Source organism: Stenotrophomonas sp. K-6 (assembly GCF_056861555.1).
On the sequence record NZ_JBSPUC010000001.1, the window covers coordinates 174135 to 198781 of the forward strand.

The window sequence follows — 24647 nt, forward strand, 5'->3', positions numbered from 1 at the left end:
ACGGTCGGCTCAGGGCGTTTTGCGGCGGATCGGAATCGCCGACACCGGCACCGTGGCGACATCGTGCCCGCGCTCGCGGATTGGCGCGCCGCCTTCCGGCGCCCACGCGTGTGCGTAGATCACTTCCCAGCTGCTGGGCAGCTTGCCGTCTTCGCGCCGCAGCGGCTCGTAGGCCGCACGTGCGGCATCGAAGCGCCCGCGCCCGGTCAATGTGTGGCGGCGGTCCTGGCGCGCGTTGGTGGCGCCGATCGCCTGCAGCTCGCGCATCAGCGCGGTCAGGTCGTCGTAGGTCAGGGTGAACAGGTCGCGGTCCAGCACCGGGTCGCGGAAGCCGGACATCATCAGCGCATCGCCGAACTGCGCGATCGGCGCGAAACGACTGACATGCGGCACCTCGTCGGCGGCAGCGAACGCATCGCGCAGCTCGATCAGCGTCTCCGGCCCGAACGTGGAGACCAGCAGCAGTCCGCCCGGCTTGAGCGCACGGCGGAACCCGGCGAACACCGCCGGCAGATCCTCCACCCACTGCAGGCACAGATTGCTGAAGATCACATCCACGCTCTGGTCCAGCACCGGCAACGCCTGCGCATCGCCGCACACGCGCGAGAACGGCTTCCACCAGCCGGCCTGCTTCTTCGCCTCGCGCAGCATCGGCTGGGCCAGATCCAGCGCGATCACCTGTGCTTTGGGCCAGCGCTTCTTCATCAGCGCACTGGCGTGGCCGGTGCCGCTGCCGACATCGAGCACCACCTGCGGCTGGCGGTTTTCCAGGTAGTCCAGCGATTCGAGCAGGCGTTTTTCCACCTCGCGCTGCAGCGCCGCGGCGGCGTCGTAACTGCTGGCGGCGCGCGAGAAGGCGCGCCGGACGTGATGGGGATCGAAGCTGGACGTCATGGGGTACTCACGGCTCAAAACGGTGGTGCGGGTGGACTCAGAAGGTGCCCGGGTAGGCGCCGCCATCGATCAGCAGGTTCTGCCCGGTGATGTAGCCGGCCTGGGCGCTGCACAGGAAGGCGCAGGCGGCACCGAACTCGTCGGCGGTCCCGAAGCGGCCGGCGGGAATGTGGGTGCGCTTGCGTTCGGCCAGTTGGCCGGCATCGATGCCCTGCTGCTGCGCCAGGTAGGCGAAGTTGCCGCGCAGGCGATCGGTATCGAACTGGCCCGGCAGCAGATTGTTGAGGGTGACGTTGTGGGCGACGGTCTTGCGGGCCAGCCCGGCCACGAACCCGGTCAGCCCGGAGCGTGCGCCGTTGGACAGCCCGAGGATGTCGATCGGGGCCTTCACCGAGGAGGAGGTGATGTTGACCACGCGGCCGAAGCCGCGCTCGATCATGCCGTCCACGGTGGCGCGGATCAGCGCGATCGGGGCCAGCATGTTGGCATCCAGCGCGGCGATCCAGTCCTCGCGGGTGAACTGGCGGAAATCGCCCGCCGGCGGCCCACCCGCGTTGTTGACCAGGATGTCCACCTGCGGGCACGCGGCCAGCGCGGCGGCACGTCCCTCCACGGTGGCGATGTCGGCGACCACCCCGATCACCCTGCGCGCGCCCGGCAGGGCCTGAAGCTCGAGCACGGCATGGTCCAGAGCGGCTTCACCGCGCGCGGCGATCACCACGTTGACGCCTTCGCGCGCCAGCGCCCGCGCACACCCCAGGCCGAGACCTTTGCTGGCGGCGCAGACCAGGGCCCAGCGGCCGGCGATTCCAAGATCCATGGGTCAGTCCTGTGGCGAAGGGCAGGCGTACATGATCGGCGATGCGGGGCCGGAACAGGTCAAGGCAGCGCGGCAACAAAGTGTTGCAGCTGCGCGGCCACCTCATCGGTATGGCCGAGGAAGGGGGCGTGCCCGCCCTGCGCGACCACGTGGGCCTGCGCGCCGGGTGCCAGCGCGGCGGCGGCCTGCATGGCTCGCGCCGACACCAGCCGGTCGCGCTGGCCGGCCAGCCACAGGCTGGGTTTGCCCAAGGTGGTCAGGGCGCCGCGCAGGTCGGTGTTCTCCAGCAGGCGCAGACCCTCCTGCAACGCACGAGGGGCGGGCTCGCCGCGCGCGACCAGCATCTCGCGCAGCGTGCGCAGTTCCTGGCGGGCGTGTTCGGACCCCATCGCATCCAGCGCGAGGAAGCGCTCCAGCGTGCCGCGGTAGTCCCGTGCCAGATCCTGGCCAAACTGTTCGAAGACCGCCGGCTCGACCGCATGCGGCCAGTCCTCGCCGCGCACGAAACGTGGCGTCGCGGCGATCATCGCCAGGCCGCGTACCTGCGGCAGGGTTGCGGCAGCATGCAGCGCGAACAGACCGCCGAGCGACCAGCCGCACCAGACCGCAGGCGGTGTGGCCGCGGCGATGGCGTTGACCACATGCGGCAGGCGCAACGGGGTGGTGTCATCGCGGCTGCCGCCATGGCCGGGCAGATCCACCAGGTGGAGCTCGACATGCGGCGACAGGCGCTCCACCAGCGGTGCGAACACACCACCATGCAGCGCCCAGCCGTGGATGAGGACCAGCGCCGGGCCCTGGCCGATGACATCGATATGCATGCTCAACGCTGCGACATCACGCGGTCAGGGCGCTCGGTGCCTGCTGCTGCACCACGGTGTCACGGGCATGCGCGATCGCATCGACCAGCGCGCGCACTTCGGCAGGCGCGTGCAGTGCGGACAGCGTCACGCGCAGGCGTGCCTTGCCCTCGGGGACGGTGGGCGGGCGGATCGCGCTGACCAGGAAACCTGCCGCCTCCAGTGCGGCCGACAACGCCACCACCGTCGACTCGGCGCCGCACAGCAGCGGTTGGATCGGGGTATCGGACGGCATCAGTTCCAGCCCGTGCTGGCGGGCACCGGTGCGGAAGATGCCGATCAACTCGGTGAGCTTTTCGCGCCGCCAGTCGTCGCGGCGCGCGAGCTTCACGGCAGTCAGTGCCGCGGCGGCCTGCGCCGGCGGCACGGCGGTGGTGTAGATGTAGGGTCGCGCGGTTTCAGCCAAGTGCTGGATCATCGCCTCGTCGCCGAGCACGACCGCACCACTGCCGCCGAGTGCCTTGCCAAGCGTGGCCAGCTGCAGCGGCACATCGTCGACGCCCAGGCCCGCATCGGCCACGCAGCCACGGCCGTGTTCGCCGACCACGCCGATACCGTGCGCGTCATCGACGTACAGCAGCGCTTCCTGCATGCGCGCCACCAGCGACAACGAGCGCAGGGGGGCGATGTCGCCGTCCATGCTGAAGACGCCGTCGGTGGCCAGCATCGCCGCGCCATTGGGCGCGTGCTTGAGTTGGCGCAGCGCGCCTTCGGTATCCAGATGCGGATAGCGGCGCAGGCGGCAACCGGCCAGTCGCGATGCATCGAGCAGGCTGGCGTGGTTGAGCCGGTCCTGCACGCAGACATCATCTTCCTCGCCGAGCAGCGCCTGCTGCACGGCAAGATTGGCGGCGAAGCCACTGCCGAACAGCAGCGCCCGCGGATAGCCGAGCCAGTCGGCCATTTCCTGTTCGAGCGCTTCGTGCAGCGCGTGGTGGCCGCAGATCAGATGTGAGGCGGTCGCGCCCGCCCCTTCGCGCGCAGCGGCATCCTGCAATGCGCTGACCACGCCGAACTGCTGCGACAGGCCCAGATAGTCATTGCTGCAGAAACCGGTGAGCCACTGGCCATCGACCTCCAGCCGCACGCCATCACGCCGGCTCACCACGCGGCGCACGCGAAGGCGCCCCTGCGCGTCGCGGAGCTTGCGCTGGGCCTGGATGCGGTCGTGCAGGTCAGGACGGGCCATGGTCGTCAGGGGTCCGGGTGGGCCGTTAGCGTACCCGGTTGCCGGGCCCGCTGCTCGGGGCTCAGGCGGCGCGCCCGCAGCCGTCGCCGGCGGTGATCTCGGCATGGACCGTGCCCGGGTGATCGTGGCCGTCGGCATCGACCGTGATGGCCATCGGGCGCAGGCCCAGCCGTTCGAACAGGGCCAGGTCCCGCTCGGTGTCCGGGTTGCCGGTGGTCAGCAGCTTTTCGCCGTAGAAGATGGAATTTGCCCCGGCCAGGAAGCACAGCGCCTGCAGCTCGTCGCTCATCGCCTCGCGCCCGGCCGAGAGCCGCACCATCGAACGCGGCATGACGATGCGGGCGACGGCGATCATCCGCACGAACTCGAAGGGATCCAGCGCGGCGGTGCCGTGCAACGGTGTGCCGGCGACCTGCACCAGGCGGTTGATCGGCACTGAATCCGGATGGGCCGGCAGGGTGGCCAGGGCCAGCAGCAGGCCGGCGCGATGTTCGCGGGTCTCACCCATGCCGACGATGCCACCGCAGCAGGTCTTCAGCCCGGCATCGCGCACGTGCGCCAGCGTGTCCAGGCGGTCCTGGTACTGGCGCGTGTGGATGATCGAGTCGTAGTAGTCCGGTGCGGTGTCCAAGTTGTGGTTGTAGTAGTCCAGCCCGGCCTCGCGCAGGGCGGCGGCCTGCGCGCCGCTGAGCATGCCCAGCGTGGCGCAGGTCTCCAGGCCCAGCGCCTTCACCTCACGGATCATCGCGGCCACCTTGGGGATATCGCGGTCTTTCGGCGAACGCCAGGCCGCGCCCATGCAGAACCGCGAGGCGCCCGCTGCCTTGGCCTGGCGGGCCTTGGCGACCACCTCATCGGTGGCCATCAGCTTCTGTGCGTCCACCCCGGTGCTGTAGCGCTGCGCCTGCGGGCAGTACGCGCAGTCTTCCGGGCAGCCGCCGGTCTTGACCGAGAGCAGGGTGGAGACCTGTACGTCCGCCGGGTCGAACTGCTCGCGATGCACGCTGGCCGCACGGTGCAGCAGGTCCGGGAACGGCAGCGCGAACAGGGCCAGCAGTTCCTCGCGGTGCCAGTCGTGTCGGATGACAGAAGCCATGGGAGTGTCCTGACAGATAGTGGAACGAAAGGGCGGCAGTCTGGTGAGAGCGCCCTCTTCTGTCAACCATATGATCTTTTCAAAAGTTTACGGAGCGCTGGGTTGGCTGGGGTGGCAGATCCTGCCGTTGCGCTGCCTGGTCTGCGATTGCCCGGGTGAAGATGGGATGGACCTGTGCCGCGCCTGCCATCGCGATCTGCCCTGGAATGACCGCGCCTGCAGGCGTTGCGCACTCCCCTTGGCGGCGACGGACCCGGGCGATGCGGGCGGCGATCACTGCGACCGCTGCGTGGACGAGTATCCCCGCCAGGCCGCGGCCAGCGCGGCGTTCCTGTACGCGCCGCCCATCGACCGCCTGCTGATCCGGTTCAAATTCCATCACGACCTGGCCGCCGGCCGGCTGCTGTCCCAGCTGATGCTGCAGCGCGTACCGCCGTTCCTGGCTGGGCCGCTGCTGCCCATGCCGCTGCATCGTCGGCGCCTGCGTCAGCGCGGCTACAATCAGGCACTGGAATTGACCAAGCCATTGGCGCGTGGGCTCTGCTGCCCGCTCTGGAATGGGCTGCAGCGCACTCGCGAGACCGCCGCGCAGTCCAACCTGGACGCGGACGCCCGACGCTGCAATCTGCGCGATGCGTTCACGGTGCGCGGCCATCCACCCGCCGGGCTGACGATCGTCGACGATGTAATGACCACCGGGGCCACCACCGATGCCGCGCTGCGCGCGCTGCAGTACGCCGGCGCCGGGCCGATGCAGATCTGGGTCTGTGCGCGGGTGCCGTAAGCGCGGCCGATTGGCGTAGTTGCCGCCGCGTTGAGTGCGCAGCAGCGATACTGACGTCATTTATTCATGGAGAGGCATGCATGCGCAGCAAGCTGATGATCGTGACGATGGCACTGGGGGCCGGCCTCAGCGGCTGCACCCCAGCACCTCCTGCACCGGCGGCGATCGAGACACCGGCCGGCGTCGCACCGCTCGCGCAGGCACGCATACAGATGCGTGAGGTGGCCGAGGATGCCAAACACCCCGGCGTCACGACGCTCAAGGACCGCGACGGCAACGCGCTGTCCTTGATGGAGCCTGCCTTCATCACGACGGCCGACATCGCCTCGGTGGCCGTGGGGACCGACGGCCACACCGGCCACGGGACCCTGGTCCTGCGTTTCACCGATGCCGCGGCACCACGCATCCTTGCGGCGACGGAGGCGCGCATCGCCAAGCGTGTGGCGTTCACTGTCGGCGATCAGGTCCTCAATGTCGCCGTCATCGCCGGCCCCTTCGCGCAGTCCATGCAGGTGAGCGGGCTGGACAGCACGGAAGAAGCCCACCGGCTGTATACGGAGATCACAGGCAAGGCACCCTGAGCCCTGCGTCGGGCTGCGGACCGTTCAGCGGAAATTCGCCTCGATCTGCTCCAGCGATTTGCCCTTGGTCTCCGGCAGCCAGAACGCGGCGATGAGGAAGTACAGCAACGTACAGCCGGCCCAGAAGAAGAACATGCTGGCATAGCCATGATGGCCGACCGTGGGCAGGAAGATCGCCGCGATCACGGTGGAGACGAACTGGTTGATCAACAGGGCGATGCTCATGCCGTTGGAGCGGATGCGGGTCGGCATCAGCTCGGACAGCGCCAGCCACACGCACACGCCCGGGCCCACCGCGAAGAACGCGACGAACAGCAGGATGCAGCCGGCGACCAGCCAGCCGTGCGTGGGCGAGGGCACCGGCCCGATCACTGCACGTTCGATCACCAGCGGCGCGTTGGCGGCCTGCGCCGGGTCCGGGAACGGGTTGAGGTGCAGCGTGCGGAAGAAGCGGCCGATCACGCTGTCGGCCCAGACCGCGTCCTCGCGACGGATCTGCAGGGTGGCGTCGATCGGGTTGTCGCTGCGCAGTGAGCGCACGTTGCTGAAGCCGCCGTAGGCGTAGGACACGGTCAGCTGCTGCGGCACGGTGCCGGCAGTGCCATCCAGCCGCTGCCATTGCGCGGCGTCCAACGGCAGCGACAACGTGGTGCCGCTCACCTGCTGCTGCAGTGCGGCCTGCACATCCAGCCGCCCACGCTCGCTCTGCACGAACAGCAGGGCCGCCGCCAGCAGTGAAAGCGTGATGCCGCCACTGCCCAGCATCAGCAGGAACTTGCGGCCTTTGCGGTCCACCAGCACCAGCGCGACCACGGTCATCACCGCGTTGAGCAGTTTGATCGCCACATCGGCGCCATTGGCCACCGAGCCGGGCAGGCCGGCCTGGTTGAGGATGTTGACCGCGTAGGCGAGCACCGAGTTGATGCCGGTGGCCTGGGTGAAGGCCAGCACCAGGCAGGCCAGCACGAACGGCCACACATAGCGGCGGCTGAGCAGCGGGTCGCGCTTGCCGTTGCGGCCGACCTGGATCTGCTCGGGAGCCTGCATACGCTGCAGCGTTGGCTCGACCTCGTCCGCGGCGACGGTACGCTGCAGGGCGCGGCGGGCCGCGTCGATGCGGCCACGGCGCACCAGCCAGCGCGGCGATTCACTGATCAGCAGCACGCCCCCGGTGAATACCAGGCCGGGCAGCAGGCAGCTCCAGAAAATGGTGCGCCAGGCGTGGTCCTTGACGTCGAACAGCAGGCGCTGCTGTTCCGCGCTGGGCAGGTGGCGCACCGCGGCGGTCGCTGCATCCACCGCATGCGCGTGGTACAGCCCGATCACCGCGGCCAGCACCAGGCCGATGGTCAGCAGCAGCTGGAACATTGCCGCGCCACGCCCGCGTCGTTCCGGGCTGAGCACTTCGGCCAGATAGAGCGGCACCACCACCCCGATCAATCCGCCACTGATGCCCTGCAGCAGGCGGCCCATCAACAGCGCGGCATAGCCATCGGACAGGGCCATCACCGGAATGCTGGCGGTGAACAGCACGCCGGCCAGCAGCATCGCCCCGCGGCGTCCGATCAGGTCGGCGACCATGCCGGCGAACAGTGAGGACAACACACTGCCGAGCAGCACCGCGGCGACCACGAAGCCCAGCTGCTGGCTGGTCAGGTGCCAGCTCGCGGTCGCGGTGGCCTCCAGGTAGGGCAGGGCACCGGCGATGATGCCGATGTCGATGCCGTAGAGCAGGCCCCCCATGCCGCCGATGAACAACAGATAGCGTACCGGCCAGCGTGGCGCGGAGGCGCCTGCGTGCACGGGCATGGCTGCGGAAACGTCGTTCATGGTGCCGGTCCTGTCTGCAAGTGCGTGCGCCATCGCGGCGCGGGGAGTCAACGCTCAGTCGAGCGCGATGTCATCGCCTTCCACCACCACGCCACGCACGCGCAGGTCGTGGTCGAGCACCACCAGGTCCGCCCAGGCGCCGGTCGCGAGACGGCCGCGGTCCTTGATGCCCAGGTAGTCGGCCGGGTAGCGCGACAGCCGGTGGGAGGCATCGGCGATGTCCAGGCCGAGCGAGACCAGATTGCGCAGCGCCTGGTCCATGGTCAGCGCACTGCCGGCCAGCGAGCCGCTCGACAAGCGCACGCAGCCCAGGCATTTGTGCACGCGCTGTACGCCAAGCGCGTACTCGCCATCGGGCATGCCGGTGGCGGCGGTCGCATCGGTGACGCAGTACAAACGCGGGATCGCGCGCAGGGCGGTGCGGATCGCGCCGGGATGCACGTGCTGCAGATCGGGAATGAGTTCGGCGTACTGCGCATGCGCCAGTGCAGCGGTGGCGATGCCAGGGTGATAGTGATCCACGCCGGTCATGCCGTTGAACAGATGGGTGAAGCCGGCCGCACCGGCGTTCAATGCGGCCACGCCATCCTCATAGCTACCGGCGCTGTGGCCGAGCTGCACACGGATGCCGAGCGCGCTCAGCGCGGGAATCAGCGCCAGGTGCTGGCCGATCTCCGGCGCAAGGGTAAGCACCTTGATCGGTGCGATCGCATGCAGGCGCTGCACGTCGGCCAGCGTGGCCTCGACCACCAGCGGTGGCTGGGCGCCCAGGCGCTGCGCACTGATGAAGGGGCCTTCCAGGTGCACGCCCAGCACGCGGGCCATGCCGGGTTCGCGCGTGGCGATCGCAGCGGAAAGGCCGCGGAGCGCGCACGTGATGTCGTCCTCCTCCGCCGTCATGGTGGTGCCCAGCAGTGCGGTGGTGCCGTGCCGGGCATGCGCGCGTGCCACCGTCCGCGCAGTCGTCCCACCCTGCATGATGTCCACGCCGGCACCGCCATGCACATGCAGGTCGATGAAGCCGGGCAGGATCAGCGGGACCTCATCGTCGCCGCGCGGATCGGCGTGCGCGGTATCGATGGCGGTGATGCGCTGGTCGAAGTGGATGTCACCGCGGACCCAACCGGTGTCGGTGAGCAGGCAGCCGTGCAGGGAACGGGACTCGGTCAAGGCGGGGACTCGGCGATGATCACTTCGACCCCCAGCCGCTGCAGCCCTTCCAGGTACTCGGGCTCGATGCTGGCGTCGGTGATGATGGTATGGACCTGATCCAGCCTCGCGATGCGATGCAGGCTGACCCGGCCGAACTTGGAGGCGTCGGTCAGCACCACGATGCGGCGCGCGCGCTCGACCATGCGGTGGTTGAGGCTGGCTTCTGCCTCATGGTGGGTGGTGAGGCCGAACTGCAGGTCCAGGCCATCCACGCCCAGGAACAGGGTGTCGAAGCTGTAGGTGTTGAGGCTGGCCTCAGCCTGGCTGCCATGCAGCGAGAGCGACTGCTTACGCAGCAGCCCGCCGGTGAGCAGCAGCTCCACGCCGGGCGCATTGGCCAGCTCCCAGGCGATGTTGAGCCCGTTTGTCATCACCGTGACATCGCGATGCCCGCGCAGGTGGCGCGCCAGGGTCATCGTGGTCGAGCCGGAGTCGATGATGATGTTGTCGCCGGCTTTGACCCGCTTGGCCGCCTCGATACCGATACGGTCCTTCATCGGCAGGTTCAGCGCATCTTTTTCATGGATGTCCTGTTCCTGCGGCGGCGTGCGCACCAGGGTCGCGCCGCCGTGGGTACGGGTGGCCAGCCCCTGCGATTCGATGTGGGTCAGGTCGGCGCGGATGGTGACTGCCGACACCGCAAAGCGCTGCACCAGCTCGCTGACCTGCACGTTGCCGTGCTCGACCAGGGTCTGCAGGATCTGTTGGCGGCGCTGTCGGGTGTTGCGCATGGGGTGATTCCGTTCGAAAGGGAAAGCCGAAGCTTACCGTTCCGAAAGCTCCTTGGCCTGTTGGGTTTCGTTATGTGTGCCCGGGCGGTTGCGATTGCAGGCCCGGGCATACTCGGCCAGGCGCAGCGCCACCTTGTGCTGGATCAGCGCCAGCGGCGCCGGCTGCAGCTCACCGGCTTCGATCGCCTTGAGCTGTTCGGGCATGAACTGGCTGAGCAGCATCTGGGGCGGCGCGTGCGCGGTGAGATTGGCCACCAGCGTGTCCAGCGCAGTCTGTACCGCCGGCTCGCCCCAGTAATAGCGGCTGCGGTCGCTGAGCGAATACGCGCGCAACAGGCGCAGTTCGTGCTCGTCGCCCTGGTAGTAGCTGCGCCAGCTGCCCGGTTTTTCGACCATGCAGCGGTCCAGCACCTCGATCAGGTTCGAGCGCTGCGTGGCGGGCAGCAGGTCGGATTCGATCATCGCCAGCGCGAACACCGCCTCGCGGAAGGCGTAGGTCGCCGCCGGGCCGACTTTCAGGATCGCGAAGTGATCGCGGACCAGGGCGTGCAGGCCGGCTTCGGTCTGGTAATCGGTGGAGTGCGCTTCGAACACGATGCGCGGCTGCTGCTCGACGAAGGCCGAGAGGTCGGCGGCGGCAGCCGGATCGTAGTAATGCACGCTGCTGTGGTCGAAATCCACGCCGGGCTGGACGACCATCGCGATCACGCGCTCCCAGGCCGGCAGCAGGTCCGGGGCGGAGAACGCCTCGCGGTGAATTGCCAGGGTGGTCGCTGCGGCCGCCGGCGTGGTCACCTGCAGGCCGCCGGCCAGCGAGGCTTCACCGCCGGGAATCGGTACCTCGGTGCCGATCACGTAGACCGGTGGCGGCAGGCCGTGCTCGGCGGCGGTGCGCTCGGCGATGCGCGCCAGTTCGGCCGAGCGCGCGGCGACGATGGCGTCCGGCAACGGGGTCGGGTCATCAGCGCAGGACATGCTGCAGTCCAGATGGATCTTGTGGAAACCGGCGGCGACATAGGCGGCGATCAGCTCGCGGGCGTTGGCCATTGCGGCCGCTGCGGGGCCTTTCTGCCAGGCGTTCGGCCCGAGGTGGTCGCCACCGAGCACCAGCCGCTCGGCCGGGAAACCCGCATCGCGTGCCAGCTGCAGCACGTAGTCGCGGTACTGCGGCGGGGTCATGCCGGTGTACCCGCCGAACTGATCGACCTGGTTGGAGGTCGCCTCGATCAGCAGCAGGGTGTCGTAGCGCTGCGCGACCTGCATCGCCGCCAGCAGCACCTGCGCGTTGCTGCAGCAGACGCTGTACAGCCCGACGGGGTGGCCCTGGCGATGGGCGGCGATCAACGATTGGACGGCGGACATGGCAACTCCAATGACAACGATATTCAGGGGGAGGGATGGTGCTGGCGCGCGAGTAGAGCGGCGCCGCGCGCACCGCCGGCATCGCCGAAGGTAGGCGGCAGGATCGGGGGCACCCGCACACCGGCGAACAGGTAGGGCGCGATTGCGGCGGGCAGATCGCGGTACAGCTGCTCCAGCTTGGAGAGCCCACCGCCGAGCACGATCACGTGCGGGTCGATGGCGAGGATCAGACTGGCGAAGCTGTAGCCGAGCAGGTCGCGGTGGATCGCCAGTGCCTGCTGCGCGATCGCATCGCCGGCCTGCGCGCGGGCGACCACCTCGGCGGCATCCAGCGCGTCGCCACCACGGCGTTCATGGATCATCGCCAGGCCGCTGCCGGAGACGTAGCGCTCCAGGCAACCCTGCAGGCCGCAGCCGCACGCCAGCACCGGCAGATCATGGCGCTGCTGCAGCGTGGCGGGCAGGCTCCAGTGGCCCCATTCGCCGGCGATGCCGTTGTGCCCGGCGATCAGCCGGCCGCCGACGCAGAAGCCACCACCCGCACCGGTGCCGAGGATCGCCCCGAACATGCTGGGATAACCGGCGGCGGCGCCGTCATGCGCTTCGGACAAGGCGAAGCACTGCAGATCGTTGCCCAGTTCCAGTGGGCGCTGCAGACGTGCCTGCAGGTCCGCACCGACCGTCTGGCCGGTCAGGCTGGGCACGTTGGCGCTGAGCTGGCGGCCGCTGACGCGATCACGCACACCGGGCAGGCCGATGCCGACGGCCACGCCGCGCTTGCTGAGGGCGGCATCCGCCGCGTCGACCAGATCGACGATCGCCTGCAGGAACGCGGCGTAATCCCGCGTCGGCGTCGCCACGCGCTGGCGGTGATGCACCCCCAGCGTGGCGTCGCACGCGACCAGCTCGATCTTGGTGCCGCCGATGTCGATGCCGTACCAGGTCTGCATGCGTGCTCAGCCGTGGGGGTGGATGGTCACGCCCTGCACCACACGGTTGACCGTGCCGTCGGGGAAGGGATTGTCGGGCGTCATGCCGAGCGCGGCCGAACGCTGCAGCGCATAGCACTGCGGCACCAGCAGCCACAGCGGGGCCAGCCACGGATCGGGCAGTGCGGGTGCGGCGAGGACGAAGTCGCCGTCGGCGCGGTCCGCGTCGTCCGGCCCGATCGACAGCACCCGCCCGGCGATGCCGTCGCGGCGCAGTTCGTTCAACAGGTCCTGCTCGTAGCGGCGGGCCAGCGGCTGTGCGCTGCGCAGCATCACCACCAGCGTTTCACCGTTGAGGGTGGACTTGGGCCCATGACGGAACCCCAGCGGCGTATTGGCCAGCGCCAGCACGCGGCCGGCGGTGAGTTCGAGCACCTTCAGCGCGGCTTCGCGGGCGACGGCTTCCAGTGGACCGCTGCCGAGATAGATGACGCGCGCATACGGCGCCTGCGCGAGGGTGGCTACTGCGGCATCCCAGGCATCCAGCGCACGCTCGCCATGGCTGGCCAACGTGCGAAGACGCTCCAGCCGCGCTGCCCACGGGGCGCTGTCGAACGCACTCAATGCGGCCAGCAGCATGCAGCTCAGGCTGCTCGTCATGGCGAAGGCGCGGTCGCAGCTGGCCGGCGGCATCAGCAGCGACAACGTATCGCTGCGGCCATGGCCACGGGTGGCGAGTTCGCCGTCGGCATTGCAGGTGATATCCACAAAGCGCGCATGGTCGACCTGGTCGCGGACCAGATCCACCGCGGCCACGCTCTCCGGGCTGGAGCCGCTGCGCCCGAACGACACCAGCAGGGTCGGGCGGTCGCGGCGCAGGTACAGCGCCGGATGGGTCAGCAGGCTGGTGGTATGCACGGCGCGGACCTCGGCAGGCCACTGCGCATTGATCTGGTCGGCCACCATCTCGGCAATGAAGCCCGAGCTGCCGGCGCCGGTGAAGATCACCAACTGGTTGGGATCGCGCAGGGCCTCCCCGAGGAAGCCATCGACGCGCGCCTGCGCGACCTCCAGCAGGCTGGCCAGCGCGGCCCACAGACGGGGCTGCTGGGCGATTTCTTCGGCGGTATAGGCGCCACCGAGGCGCTGCCACGTGGGCAAATCAGGGAGCAGAGAAGCGTCCATTCGCAATTCCTGTTGGGCGACCGCACCTTCTGCGTTTTCTTTCGAAATGTCAAATATCGAAAGATAAAGAAAAGGTCGTTCGGTCACAGTTTTCGTCGTCTTCTCCGCGGGCAGCTCTCCGGTCGTCACCGTAATGCCGCGCCGCAGCAAGGTTTAAGACGGACGGAAACGCGTATTCAGGCACCGTTTGGAAAGCAGGGTGGTGCAGTATCTTTCGTTTTATATAAATTATCCTTCTTTTTTCTTTGCAATTTGTTGACATTTTTCGAGACCCTGCCCTAGAGTCGGCCGCACTGGTTTCAATTTCCCGCTGGCCGCGGGCTTGGGGGCAAGGTGGACTTCCGGTTTCGACGCACTGGTCTGACGATCGCACTGCTCACCGCAGTGGCTCTGGCTGCCACTGCCAACGCGGCGCCGGTGGGCAAGCTGCGTGCGATCACCGCCGCCCCCGCCAACGATGGCACCCCTGGCTGGACGCTCAGCACCGATACCGGCGCGACCCTGCGTGTGGAGTTGCTGCGCGATGACGTGCTGCGGGTGCGCGCCGGCCGCAACGGCACGCTGACCGATGCCGGCGACAAGGCTGCCCCGATCGTGCTGCCGCAGCGGGCCGCGAAGGTCACCTTCCATCTGGAGGAAGAGGCCAACGAGGTGCGCATCCGTACCGATGCCCTGGTGCTGCACATCCAGCGCCAGCCACTGCGCCTGTCGCTGGATCGCCGCGAGGGCGAACGTGATGTCGCGTTGTGGCACGAACTGCAGCCGCTGGATCTGGACAAGGACCAGAGCGTGCAGGTGCTCTCCAGCGAAAGTGATGAGCACTTCTACGGCGGCGGCCAGCAGAACGGTCGCTTCGAGTTCAAGGGCCGCGAACTGGAGGTCTCTTACTCCGGTGGCTGGGAAGAAGGCGATCGACCCAACCCCGCGCCGATGCTGCTGAGCTCGCGCGGCTGGGGCATGCTGCGCAACACGTGGAGCGACGGCACCTATGACCTGCGCCAGGCCGACCAGGCCACGCTGCTGCATCGCGAAGACCGCTTCGATGCGTACTACTTCGTCGGGCCCAGCCTGCACACCCTGCTGGACCGCTACACCGCCCTGACCGGTCGCGCCGGCCTGCTGCCGCGCTGGGCGTTCTCCTATGGCGACGCTGACTGCTACAACGACGGCGACAACATCAAGAAGCCCGGCAGCGTGCCCGAAGGCTGGAGCGACGGCCCGACCGGCACCACGCCGGATGTCGTCGACAGTGTGGCCCGGCAGTACCGCGACCACGACATGCCCGGCGGCTGGATCCTGCCCAACGATGGCTACGGCTGCGGCTACAAAAAGTTGCCCGAGACCGTGCAGGGCCTGGCCAAGTACGGCTTCAAGACCGGCCTGTGGACCGAGAACGGCGTCGACAAGATCGCCTGGGAAGTCGGTACTGCGGGCAGCCGTGTGCAGAAGCTGGACGTGGCCTGGACCGGCAAGGGCTACCAGTTCGCGATGGATGCCAACCAGTCCGCGTTCAACGGCATCCTGAACAACTCCGATTCGCGCCCGTTCCTGTGGACGGTGATGGGCTGGGGTGGCATTCAGCGCTATGCGGTGGCCTGGACCGGCGACCAGAGCAGCAGCTGGGATTACATCCGCTGGCACATCCCGACCCTGATCGGCTCGGGACTGTCCGGCATGGCCTATGCCAGTGGCGACGTGGATGCGATCTTCGGTGGCAGCGCCGAAACCTTCACCCGTGACCTGCAGTGGAAGAGCTTCACCCCTGTGCTGATGGGCATGTCCGGCTGGTCCGGCAATGCGCGCAAGCATCCGTGGTGGTTCGATGAGCCGTACCGCAGCGTCAACCGCGACTACCTCAAGCTGAAAATGCGCATGACCCCGTACATGTACGGGCTGGCGCATGACGCGGCGACCAGCGGTGCCCCGCTGCTGCGCGCGCTGATGTGGGATTACCCGCAGGATCCGCAGGCGTACACCGAAGCACACAAGTACCAGTTCCTGCTCGGCCGCGAGCTGCTGATCGCGCCGGTGTACCGCAGCCAGGCCGCGAGCCGTGGCTGGCGTCGCGACATCCACCTGCCGCAGGGCCGTTGGATCGATTACTGGGACGGCCGCCAGTTGCAGGCCGGTGCCGAGGGCCGCTCGCTGGATCGTCCGGTCGACCTGGCCACGCTCCCGGTGTTCGTGCGTGCCGGCGCGATCATCCCGATGTACCCGGCGATGCTCTACGACGGTGAGAGGCCGCTGGATGAAGTGACCTTCGATCTGTATCCGCAGGGCACCTCGCAGTACACGCTGTACGAAGACGATGGCGCCACCCGTCGCTATGAGAAGGGCGAATCGAGCACGCAGGCGATCACGGTGCGGGCCCCGGCGCAGGGCACGGGCCCGGTGCAGGTGCGCATCGATCCGGTGCAGGGCCAGTACGCCGGCCAGCTGCAGCAGCGTCGTTATGCGCTGCGCGTGCTCAGCCGCCAGCGTCCCGCCGCAGTGATGCTGGACGGTCGTGCGCTGCCGATGCTGGCTGACCAGGCAGACTGGAAGGGCGCCAACGAAGGCTGGTACTTCGACGCGACCGAGCGCCGAGGCACCCTGCACGTGCGCACCGCACCGACCGACATCCGCCAGCCGCTCGCACTGCAGCTGGAGCTGCCCATCGCCGCTGCACCGGCCGACGACGCCTTCCCGGCCGCCCCCGAACTGGGCCGCGCGCTGCCCTCCGACAGCCTGCTGGTGGTCAACCGTCCGGCCGAGGAGCAGGGCTACGAGATGGAGAAGGCCTTTGACGACGATCCGGCTACGTGGTTCCGCACCGTGCGCAACCAGGCGGTCAAGACCGGTGCGCACGAGTGGGTGCTCGGCTTCGGCGAGCGGAAGCTGATCGACGGCATCGAACTGGCGCCGCGCAACGACCAGCACTGGAAGAGTGGCCAGATCCGCGATTACGAAATCTACATGGCCGACAGCAACGGCGAATGGGGTGAGCCGATCAAGCGCGGCCGCCTGACCCTGCAGCAAGGCGTGCAGCAGATCGATTTCCCCGCCCATGCCGGCCGCCTGCTGCGCTTCCGCGTGCTCAGCACGCAGAACCCGGAAGGCGACGGTGCCAGCGGTGCCGACCCGATGGTCACCGCGGCGCAGGGCAGCATCGCGCGTGCAGTGGATGCGCTGCAGCCGCGCGATGTCGGCCCGATCGTGCTGTCCACCTTCCACGTGCTGGAGCATCCGCAGCCGGAAGGCCCGGCGCAGCAGTTGTATCTTTCCGCGTTGCCGCTGCCGGCGCCATTGAAGGCCAGCGTCGCCGCCGACCACGCCTTCGGTGGCCAGACGGAGATGCGCATGAACGGGCTGCATTTCCGCCGCGGCCTGGGCGTCAACGCCAGCAGCCGGATCGATCTGCAGCTGGGCGGCGGATGGCGCCTGCTGCGTGCCGACCTGGGGATCGATGATCAGTGCCGCACCGCGGGCGGCATGCAGTTCCAGGTGTGGGGTGACGGTCGGCTGCTGTACGACAGCGGCCTGGTCAACGCACCCGCCGTGGTCAAACCGGAGCTGGACGTGCGCGGCCTGCAGCGGCTGAGCCTGCGCACGCTCGGGGCGCAGGGCGATCACCCCGCGCAGGTCTGTGGCAACTGGGCCAACGCCGCCCTGATCGGACAGGAGGGCGATACCGCCAGCATCGTGTCGCCGTAACCGAACCGCCTTTCGAAACACCGCTCTCTCCCGTTTCCCGTCTGCGGCCGTCTGGCCGCGGCACGGGGGACGTTTGCCCGAAAACACCCATCCACCGCCAGCCCCACGCTGCGGATCGAACAAGGAGCCAAAGATGTTGACCGAACGCCATCGCCATCGCCGCATCACCGCCACCCCCTTGTCCATCGCACTCGGCCTGGCCGTCGCGGTGGTCGGCAGTGCCAGCGCCCAGGACGCAACGCCGGATACGAAAGCCACCGAGCTGTCGCGCATCGAGGTGACCGGCTCCAACATCCGCCGCAGTGATGTGGAAACCGCCTCGCCGGTGCAGGTGATCAGCAAGCAGGACATCGAGAACATGGGTGCGCGCACCCTGCTGCAGGTGCTCGACAATCTGCCGGCCGCACGCCCGGGCCAGCAGGACTCGCGCTCACTGTTCACCGGCTCGGACGGCGCCTCGCAGGCCAACCTGCGTGGCCTCGGCGCGCAGGGCACGCTGGTGCTGCTCAATGGCCGCCGCCTGTCCTACTACGGCGCGCCGGCCGGCTTCCAGACCCAGTTCGTCAACATCGATGCGATCCCCGCCGCAGCGATCGAACGGATGGAAGTGCTGACCGACGGCGCCTCGGCCGTGTACGGCACCGATGCGGTGGCCGGCGTGATCAACGTGATCACCAAGCGCTCCTACCAGGGTGCAGAGATCAACCTCACCACGGATAAATCCTCGCGGATCAGCTCCTACGGTGAACACCAGGGCAGCATCACCGCCGGCTTCGGCGATCTGGATGAAGACCGCTACAACGTCTACGCCTCGGTGAACCTGTACCGGCGCGATGCGATTCCGCTGAGCGACTTCTACGACAAACGGCCCGACCAGTACTACGTCAACAACCCCAACTACCTGCCCAACCTGCGCCTGGGCACCGGCAGCAAGCCGGGCGAGTTCAACCCGGGCAGCTACTTCGCCTTCGATCCGGTCACCGGCCGCCGTGTGCAGGAAGCCGCGCCAGGCTGCAACAACGTGCTCACCAGCGAAGCGGCCGGCCCGCGCTGTATCTGGGAGACGTGGATGAACAACGAGATCGACGCCGGCGCCAAGTCCGAGCGCAATACCGCCTACGTCAACGCCCACTTCCTGATCGGCGATAGCACCGAAGCCTTCGCCGAGGCGACCTACACCGACATCGACCTGACCGCCAACGGCGGTACGCCGCGTGCCTACGGCACCACGACAGGCAACCCGACCAGCTGGTTCTCGCGCAATACCGGCACCACGGTCAACCAGTTCCTGTATCCGTACCTGGGCCCGAACAACGAATACAACAACGCCTCACCCGAACTGAAGGCACTGATGGGCGGCGTGGTCGGCCTGCAGTATCTGCTGCAGGATGTGGGTGCCAACCACTTCGGCCAGCGCAACACCGACCAGAGCTACCGCGTGGTGGCCGGAATGCGCGGTGACATCGGCGACTGGAACTGGGAAACCGCCTTCGCCACCGCCGGCAGCCACTCGGTGACCTACCAGACCACCAACGTGAACCTGGCCGGTTTCGAGAAGGCCTTCGGCCCGTACGCCGTCGATCCGGGCACCGGCCGCGTGATCATTTCCGACCACCCGGCGTACAAATTCGGTGAGATCAGCGAGGCCAACGCCGCGCTGATCCGCGAAGCGTTCCCGACCTTCGATATCCAGTCCTGGACGCGCCTGCATACCCTGGACGGCAAGATCGAGGGCCCCCTGTTCCAGATGCCGGCCGGCGAAGTGCGTGCGGCCTTCGGCTTCAACGCCAGCCGCGAGACCTTCTACACCCCGGGCAACCCGGACGCGGCCAACGGCCTGATCACCCAGCAGGGCGGCTCGTGGTTCGATGGCAAGCGCAACACCTATGCGCTGTTCGCCGAGACGGTGGCGCCACTTACCGAGAAGCTGGAACTGGACGCCGCACTGCGCGTGGACAAATACCCGGACTTCAGCGCCAACCTGGCCCCGAAGATCGGCCTGAAGTACCAGATGTTCGATCAGCTGATGCTGCGCGGCACCTATTCCACTGGCTTCCGCGCCCCGAGCCTGGCCGAGTCCGGCAATGGTGGCGTGTTCGCCCAGTTGGGCGGTTACCGCGACGAGGTGCGCTGCAACGAGACCAACGCGATTGCCAACCTGCTGTTGCGGTCGCAGCGCGGGGGGGATGTCGACCTCGGCAAGACCCTGCTCAACACCGACTGCAGCCGTACCGTGGCGCGCATGACCCAGCCCAACCCGGATCTGAAGCCGGAAAAGGCGAAGATCACCACGTTGGGCTTCGTCTACGAGCCGACGCAGTGGTTGTCAGTGTCGGCCGATTACTGGTTCATCTACCGCAGCAACGAAATCGTCGCCCCGGATTTCACCCGCGACGAGGACATCATTTCCTCGACCCGTTCGCCGATCACCGAGGGCGACCGCGCCAACCTGGCTGCCCTGGCGGCGATGTGCGCCGACCCGGCCAGCGGCGTCGCCTGTCCCGGCACGCTGCCCGGCTACAGCGTGGGCAACGTGGCCAGCGTGGTGGGCCAGTACAAGAACCGTGGCAAGACCCTGATCGACGGCTTCGACATCGATGCGCGCAGCCGCTTCTCGCTGGGCGAGTGGGGCAACCTGAACATCGGCGTGGCCGCCACCATCGCCAACCGCAACCGGTCCTACCTGGATGATGAGAGCGGCTGGTACTACGGCGACCTGGTCGGCTACTACAACAACCCGCGCCTGCGCGCGACGTTGAACGCGGACTGGAGCTACAAGCAGGTCACCACCAGCGTCTTCGTCAATTACGTAGGCGGCACCAAGTGGGCGCTGCAGCAGATCGATGAGGAAGACAACAACCCGCAGACCTGCACCGCCGGCTACCTGCCGGTGGAGCAGAGCAAGTGCGATGGTGCCCCGTCGTGGTGGACTGCCAACCTGAGCGTGGCCTGGCGCCCGGATGACCACTGGAACGTCGGCTTCACCATCAAGAATCTGTTCGACCGTCTGCCGTTCTATGACCCGAACAGCTTCCTCGGCGATTCCAGCGATTACGCCACCATCTTCGGTCGCGGCTACAGTCTGACCGTGGGCTACAAGTTCTGATGCTCCCCCGCGCCGGTTTCTGCCGGCGCGATCTTCACACGAGGTACTGTCCATGAAACGCAGAGAATTCATCGCCGCCAGCGCGGCCGTCGCCGCCACCAGCCTGCTGCCGAACACGCCTGCCTGGGCACGCGGGCGCAAGGTACGGCTGGGCCTGATCGGCACCGGCATGCGCGGCCAGGTATTGCTGAAGGAACTGGTCCGCCGCGATGACGTGGAGGTGGTCGCCCTGTGCGACATCGAGCCGATCATGCTCAAGCGCGGCATGGACATGGTGGCCAAGGCCGGCAAGCCGGCACCCAAGGCGTACGGCCAGGACGGCGACGTCAACGCCTGGAAGCGGCTGATCGAGCAGCGCGGCCTGGACGGCGTGATCATCGCCACGCCCTGGGAGTATCACGCGCCGATGGCGATCGCGGCCATGCAGGCCAAGGTCGCGGTGGGCTGCGAGGTGGTCGCCGGCATCACGCTGCAGGACCACTGGGACGTGCTCAAGACCCAGCTCGCCACCGGTACGCCGTACATGCTGCTGGAGAACGTCTGCTATCGCCGCGACGTGATGGCAGCGCTGCAGATGGTGCGCCAGGGCTTGTTCGGGGAACTGGTGCACCTGCAGGGCGGCTACCAGCACGACCTGCGCGGGGTGAAGTTCAACTCCGGCGACCCCAGCCAGCCGTATGACAGCGGCGTGGAGTTCGGTGCCAAGGGCTGGTCCGAAGCACGTTGGCGCACCGAGCATTCGGTGCAGCGCAACGGTGAGCTGTACCCCAGCCACGGCATCGGCCCGTGCGCGATGTACACCGGCATCAACCGCGGCAACCGCTTCACCCACATCAATGCGTTCGCCAGCAAGGCGCGCGGTCTGCACGAGTACACCGTGGCCAAGAGCGGTGGCACCACCCACCCGAGTACCAAGGTGGCCTTCAAGCTCGGCGACATCGTCACCACCACCCTGGCCTGCGAGAACGGCGAGACCATCCTGCTGCAGCACGACACTTCGCTGCCGCGCCCGTACTCGATGGGCTTCCGCGTGCAGGGCACCAAGGGCCTGTGGATGGATGTGAACCAGTCCATCCACATCGAAGGGCGCAGCCCGCCGCACAAGTGGGAACCGTTCCAGGCCTACCAGGATCAGTACGAGCACCCGCTGTGGAAGCAGCACGCCGCGACCGCCGCCAGCGCCGGCCACGGTGGTATGGACTGGTTCGTCATCCATGCCTTTGTGGAGGCCCTCAAGGCCAAGGCACCGATGCCGATCGACATCTACGATGCGATCACCTGGAGCGCGATCACGCCGCTGTCCGAGCAGTCCATCGCCAACAGCTTCCAGACGCTGGAGTTCCCGGACTTCACCGCCGGGTTGTGGAAGCAGCGCAAGCCGATCTTTGCGTTTGATGGATCGTACTGAGGACGGTTGATGCCCCACGGCCGGTACCGATGCGTACCGGCCCTCTCGTGCGCGCATTGTCAGGGCAAGCCCACAGGCAATGGGGAAACCACCGCCGTGCGCGATCAGCGCAGGCAGGCTGGTAAACGAAGGGGAGGTGGCAAGGATGGTGCGCCCGGAGGGATTCGAACCCCCGACCAATGGCTTCGGAAGCCACTACTCTATCCGGCTGAGCTACGAGCGCGTTGTGTCCTGCGTCCCGCCGGGCCGCCTGATGGGGCCACGGACCGCCGAAGCGGCGCGGGAGGAGCATTCTATCCGTAAACGCCGCGCAGGTCTGCCCCCTGTACCGACGTGCCCGGCGACGGCGCGCCCGACCAGCCCAGGCGGTATCCTTTACCGATGGCTTACGAACGTTTTGAAGCGCCCGAGGCGGCGCCCCCGTCGCGCTGGCGGCACTACTGGAAACTGATGCGCGCCGACCGCCCGATCGGCACCCTGCTGCTGCTCTGGCCCACCTGGTGGGCGCTGTGGCTGGCCTCCGGCGGGCTGCCGCCGCTGTGGACGCTGTTCGTGTTCACCGCCGGCGTCTGGTTGACCCGCTCGGCCGGTTGCGTGATCAACGATTACGCCGACCGCTGGCTGGACCCGCACGTCAAGCGCACCAAGGACCGCCCGCTGGCCAGTGGGGCCGTGTCCGGACGTGAGGCGCTGGCGCTGTTCGCCGGGCTGATGATCGTCGCCTTCGCTCTGGTGTTGACCCTGAACTGGCTCACCATCGGCATGAGCTTCATCGGCGTGTTCCTGGCCGCCAGCTACCCCTACCTCAAGCGCTACACCCACCTGCCGCAGGTCTACCTCGGCATGGCCTTCGGCTGGGGCATCCCCATGGCCTTCGCCGCAGTCCAGGGCGAGGTACCGGTGATCGGCTGGCTGCTGTACGGCGCCAACATCCTGTGGTCTACCGCGTATGACACCTGGTATGCCATGGTCGACCGCGATGACGACCTGAAGATGGGCTCGCATTCCACCGCGATCCTGTTCGGGGATCTGGACCTGGTCATCCAGGGCATTCTCTACGCGCTGTTCCTGGGCACGATGGCGCTGGTCGGCCTGCGCGCCGGGCTGGGCGTCTATTACGGCCTCGGCGTCGGCGTTGCCGCCGGGTTGATCGCGTATGAGTTCTGGATCGCCCGCAAGCGCGAGCGCGACCCGTGCTTCAAGGCGTTCCTGCACAACAACTGGGTGGGTGCGGCGCTGTTTGCCGGCATCGCGGTGTCGTTGGCGGTGCGCTGAGGGCACCCGACCCACACCCTACGACCATTAGGCGACTGACAGCGCTGTTCCCAACGCCCAGAATCGCTCCCATTGAATGATCGGGGAGGGCGGGGCCATGAATACGTCGACGGTGGTGCAGGACGGCTGGATGGCGCGCGCGGCACTGCGCTCGGCGGCCTGGGCGGAAAAATGGTTCCCTGACGCCTACGTGTTCGCGGTACTCGGCGTAGTCATCGTCGCGGCCGCCGCGATGGGCTTCGGTGCGACCCCGCAGGCCACCGCCACGGCATTCGGTGAAGGCTTCTGGAGCCTGATTCCCTTCACCATGCAGATGGCGTTCGTGGTGATCGGCGGCTATGCGGTGGCGACCGCGCCGATCGTGGCGCGCTTCATCGATCTGCTGGCCCGCGTCCCCAAGACCGGCCGTGGCGCGGTGGTCTATGTCGGGCTGATCAGCATGCTCGCCTCGCTGCTCAGCTGGGGCTTCTCGCTGGTGTTCGGCGGGCTGCTGGTGCGCGCGCTGGCCCGTCGTGAATCACTCAACATGGACTACCGCGCCGCCGGTGCCTCGGCGTACCTCGGCCTCGGCGCGGTCTGGGCGATGGGCCTGAGCTCCTCGGCCGCCCAGTTGCAGGCCAACCCGGCCAGCATGCCGCCCGGCCTGGTGGAAATCACCGGCGTGCTGCCTTTCACCGAGACCATCTTCCTGTGGCAGTCGATCGCGCTGACATCCGCGTTGATCCTGGTGTCGCTGCTGATCGCTTGGCTGACCGCGCCTGGCGCGGCCACCGCGCGCACCGCCAAGGACTTCGAAGGTGCCGCCCGTGCCGAGGCCGAGCCGCTGCAGCCACGTACCCGCCCCGGTGAGTGGCTGGAGTACAGCCCGCTGCTGACCGTGCTGCTCTCGCTGCTCGCGTTCGGCTGGCTGTTCGGCGAGTTCGCCAGCAAGCCGGTGGTCACCGCCATCGCCAACCTCAACACCTACAACTTCCTGTTCATCTCGCTCGGACTGCTGCTGCACTGGCGCCCGCGCAGCTTCCTCAACGCGGTGGCCAAGGCCGTCCCCAGCACCACCGGTGTGCTGATCCAGTTCCCGCTGTATGGCGGCATCGCGATGATCCTCACCCACGCCACCGGCAGTGGCGATGAGACTCTCGCCCATCGCTTGTCCACGCTGTTCGTGCACATCGCCACCACCGACACCTTCGCGCTGGTGATGGGCGTCTACTCGGCGGTGCTCGGCTTCTTCGTGCCCTCCGGTGGTGGCAAGTGGATCATTGAAGCGCCGTACGTGATGCAGGCGGCCAACGAACTCAAGGCCCATCTGGGCTGGGCGGTGCAGGTCTACAACGCCGCCGAGGCGCTGCCGAACCTGATCAACCCATTCTGGATGCTGCCGCTGCTGGGTGTGCTTGGGTTGAAGGCGCGTGACATCGTCGGCTTCACCTTCATCCAGCTGCTGGTGCACATCCCGCTGGTGCTCGGCCTGCTGTGGCTGCTCGGCATGACGCTGACCTACGTGCCGCCGGTGATGCCGTGATCGTCATCTGCGCGTCATCTGCACTCGCAGGCTCAACGATGCCCTGTTCAGTGGCGCGTCGAGGGGTTTGCAAGGCAGTGGAATAAGGGAATTCGAACCGTTCATATGCAGGGCAACGCCTACTGCGACATGGGGTTTGCACCTGCAGAAAACGCTGGCTTGGAGACGTT

Annotated in this window: 18 protein-coding genes and 1 tRNA gene; 7 read left to right on the plus strand and 12 right to left on the minus strand. The window is 67.7% G+C overall.

The window, feature by feature from the left end; all coding sequences use genetic code 11:
• Positions 1 to 9: 9 nt before the first annotated feature.
• The 5 genes from bioC to bioB all read right to left on the minus strand — a co-directional run bounded on the left by bioC (position 10) and on the right by bioB (position 4859).
• Positions 10 to 894: a malonyl-ACP O-methyltransferase BioC gene (gene bioC / locus AC13F7_RS00775; RefSeq protein ID WP_481467014.1), complete on the minus strand. Its 885-nt coding sequence runs from the start codon at positions 892 to 894 to the stop codon at positions 10 to 12.
• 37 nt (positions 895 to 931) lie between these two features.
• Positions 932 to 1714: an SDR family oxidoreductase gene (locus AC13F7_RS00780; RefSeq protein ID WP_482998944.1), complete on the minus strand. Its 783-nt coding sequence runs from the start codon at positions 1712 to 1714 to the stop codon at positions 932 to 934.
• A 59-nt stretch (positions 1715 to 1773) separates the two neighbouring features.
• On the minus strand, positions 1774 to 2535 hold the full coding sequence (gene bioH, locus AC13F7_RS00785; protein WP_482998945.1) for a pimeloyl-ACP methyl ester esterase BioH: 762 nt from the start codon (positions 2533 to 2535) through the stop codon (positions 1774 to 1776).
• A gap of 16 nt (positions 2536 to 2551) precedes the next feature.
• On the minus strand, positions 2552 to 3763 hold the full coding sequence (gene bioF, locus AC13F7_RS00790) for an 8-amino-7-oxononanoate synthase (protein WP_482998946.1): 1212 nt from the start codon (positions 3761 to 3763) through the stop codon (positions 2552 to 2554).
• A 61-nt stretch (positions 3764 to 3824) separates the two neighbouring features.
• Positions 3825 to 4859, minus strand: coding sequence for a biotin synthase BioB (bioB, locus tag AC13F7_RS00795; protein ID WP_482998947.1), 1035 nt, complete (start codon positions 4857 to 4859; stop codon positions 3825 to 3827).
• A gap of 70 nt (positions 4860 to 4929) precedes the next feature.
• Here bioB and AC13F7_RS00800 point away from each other — a divergent pair, with 70 nt between their 5' ends.
• Positions 4930 to 5643, plus strand: coding sequence for a double zinc ribbon domain-containing protein (locus tag AC13F7_RS00800; protein ID WP_482998948.1), 714 nt, complete (start codon positions 4930 to 4932; stop codon positions 5641 to 5643).
• An 80-nt stretch (positions 5644 to 5723) separates the two neighbouring features.
• Entirely contained in the window at positions 5724 to 6224 is a 501-nt protein-coding gene (locus AC13F7_RS00805; RefSeq protein WP_482998949.1) for a SecDF P1 head subdomain-containing protein, read from the plus strand.
• Positions 6225 to 6248: 24 nt separating this feature from the next.
• On the opposite strand, the gene AC13F7_RS00810 is transcribed toward AC13F7_RS00805, so the two are convergent.
• The 6 genes from AC13F7_RS00810 to AC13F7_RS00835 are packed head-to-tail and all read right to left on the minus strand — an operon-like array spanning position 6249 to position 13473.
• Positions 6249 to 8054, minus strand: coding sequence for an MFS transporter (locus AC13F7_RS00810; protein ID WP_482998950.1), 1806 nt, complete (start codon positions 8052 to 8054; stop codon positions 6249 to 6251).
• Between the two features lie 54 nt (positions 8055 to 8108).
• Entirely contained in the window at positions 8109 to 9224 is a 1116-nt protein-coding gene (gene nagA / locus AC13F7_RS00815) for an N-acetylglucosamine-6-phosphate deacetylase (protein WP_482998951.1), read from the minus strand.
• On the minus strand, positions 9221 to 9997 hold the full coding sequence (locus AC13F7_RS00820) for a DeoR family transcriptional regulator (RefSeq protein ID WP_481467029.1): 777 nt from the start codon (positions 9995 to 9997) through the stop codon (positions 9221 to 9223). The genes nagA and AC13F7_RS00820 overlap by 4 nt, the downstream gene beginning before the upstream one ends.
• 33 nt (positions 9998 to 10030) lie before the next feature.
• Positions 10031 to 11359: a D-tagatose-bisphosphate aldolase, class II, non-catalytic subunit gene (locus AC13F7_RS00825; protein WP_482998952.1), complete on the minus strand. Its 1329-nt coding sequence runs from the start codon at positions 11357 to 11359 to the stop codon at positions 10031 to 10033.
• A gap of 23 nt (positions 11360 to 11382) precedes the next feature.
• Positions 11383 to 12309, minus strand: coding sequence for an ROK family protein (locus AC13F7_RS00830; protein ID WP_482998953.1), 927 nt, complete (start codon positions 12307 to 12309; stop codon positions 11383 to 11385).
• 6 nt (positions 12310 to 12315) lie between these two features.
• Entirely contained in the window at positions 12316 to 13473 is a 1158-nt protein-coding gene (locus AC13F7_RS00835; RefSeq protein ID WP_482998954.1) for an SIS domain-containing protein, read from the minus strand.
• 333 nt (positions 13474 to 13806) lie between these two features.
• Here AC13F7_RS00835 and AC13F7_RS00840 point away from each other — a divergent pair, with 333 nt between their 5' ends.
• The 3 genes from AC13F7_RS00840 to AC13F7_RS00850 all read left to right on the plus strand — a co-directional run bounded on the left by AC13F7_RS00840 (position 13807) and on the right by AC13F7_RS00850 (position 21680).
• Entirely contained in the window at positions 13807 to 17166 is a 3360-nt protein-coding gene (locus AC13F7_RS00840; RefSeq protein ID WP_482998955.1) for a TIM-barrel domain-containing protein, read from the plus strand.
• Positions 17167 to 17299: 133 nt separating this feature from the next.
• Positions 17300 to 20272: a TonB-dependent receptor plug domain-containing protein gene (locus AC13F7_RS00845; protein WP_482998956.1), complete on the plus strand. Its 2973-nt coding sequence runs from the start codon at positions 17300 to 17302 to the stop codon at positions 20270 to 20272.
• A gap of 52 nt (positions 20273 to 20324) precedes the next feature.
• A complete protein-coding gene (locus tag AC13F7_RS00850) occupies positions 20325 to 21680 on the plus strand; it encodes a Gfo/Idh/MocA family protein (protein ID WP_482998957.1) in 1356 nt (451 codons plus the stop codon).
• Between the two features lie 146 nt (positions 21681 to 21826).
• Here AC13F7_RS00850 and AC13F7_RS00855 read toward each other — a convergent pair.
• A tRNA-Arg gene (locus AC13F7_RS00855) sits at positions 21827 to 21903 on the minus strand.
• A 158-nt stretch (positions 21904 to 22061) separates the two neighbouring features.
• Here AC13F7_RS00855 and ubiA point away from each other — a divergent pair.
• Both ubiA and AC13F7_RS00865 read left to right on the plus strand, forming a co-directional pair.
• On the plus strand, positions 22062 to 22955 hold the full coding sequence (gene ubiA / locus AC13F7_RS00860; protein WP_313212439.1) for a 4-hydroxybenzoate octaprenyltransferase: 894 nt from the start codon (positions 22062 to 22064) through the stop codon (positions 22953 to 22955).
• Between the two features lie 130 nt (positions 22956 to 23085).
• Complete coding sequence (locus AC13F7_RS00865) at positions 23086 to 24477, plus strand: short-chain fatty acid transporter (RefSeq protein ID WP_481467285.1); 1392 nt, start codon at positions 23086 to 23088, stop codon at positions 24475 to 24477.
• The last annotated feature ends 170 nt before the right edge of the window (positions 24478 to 24647 follow it).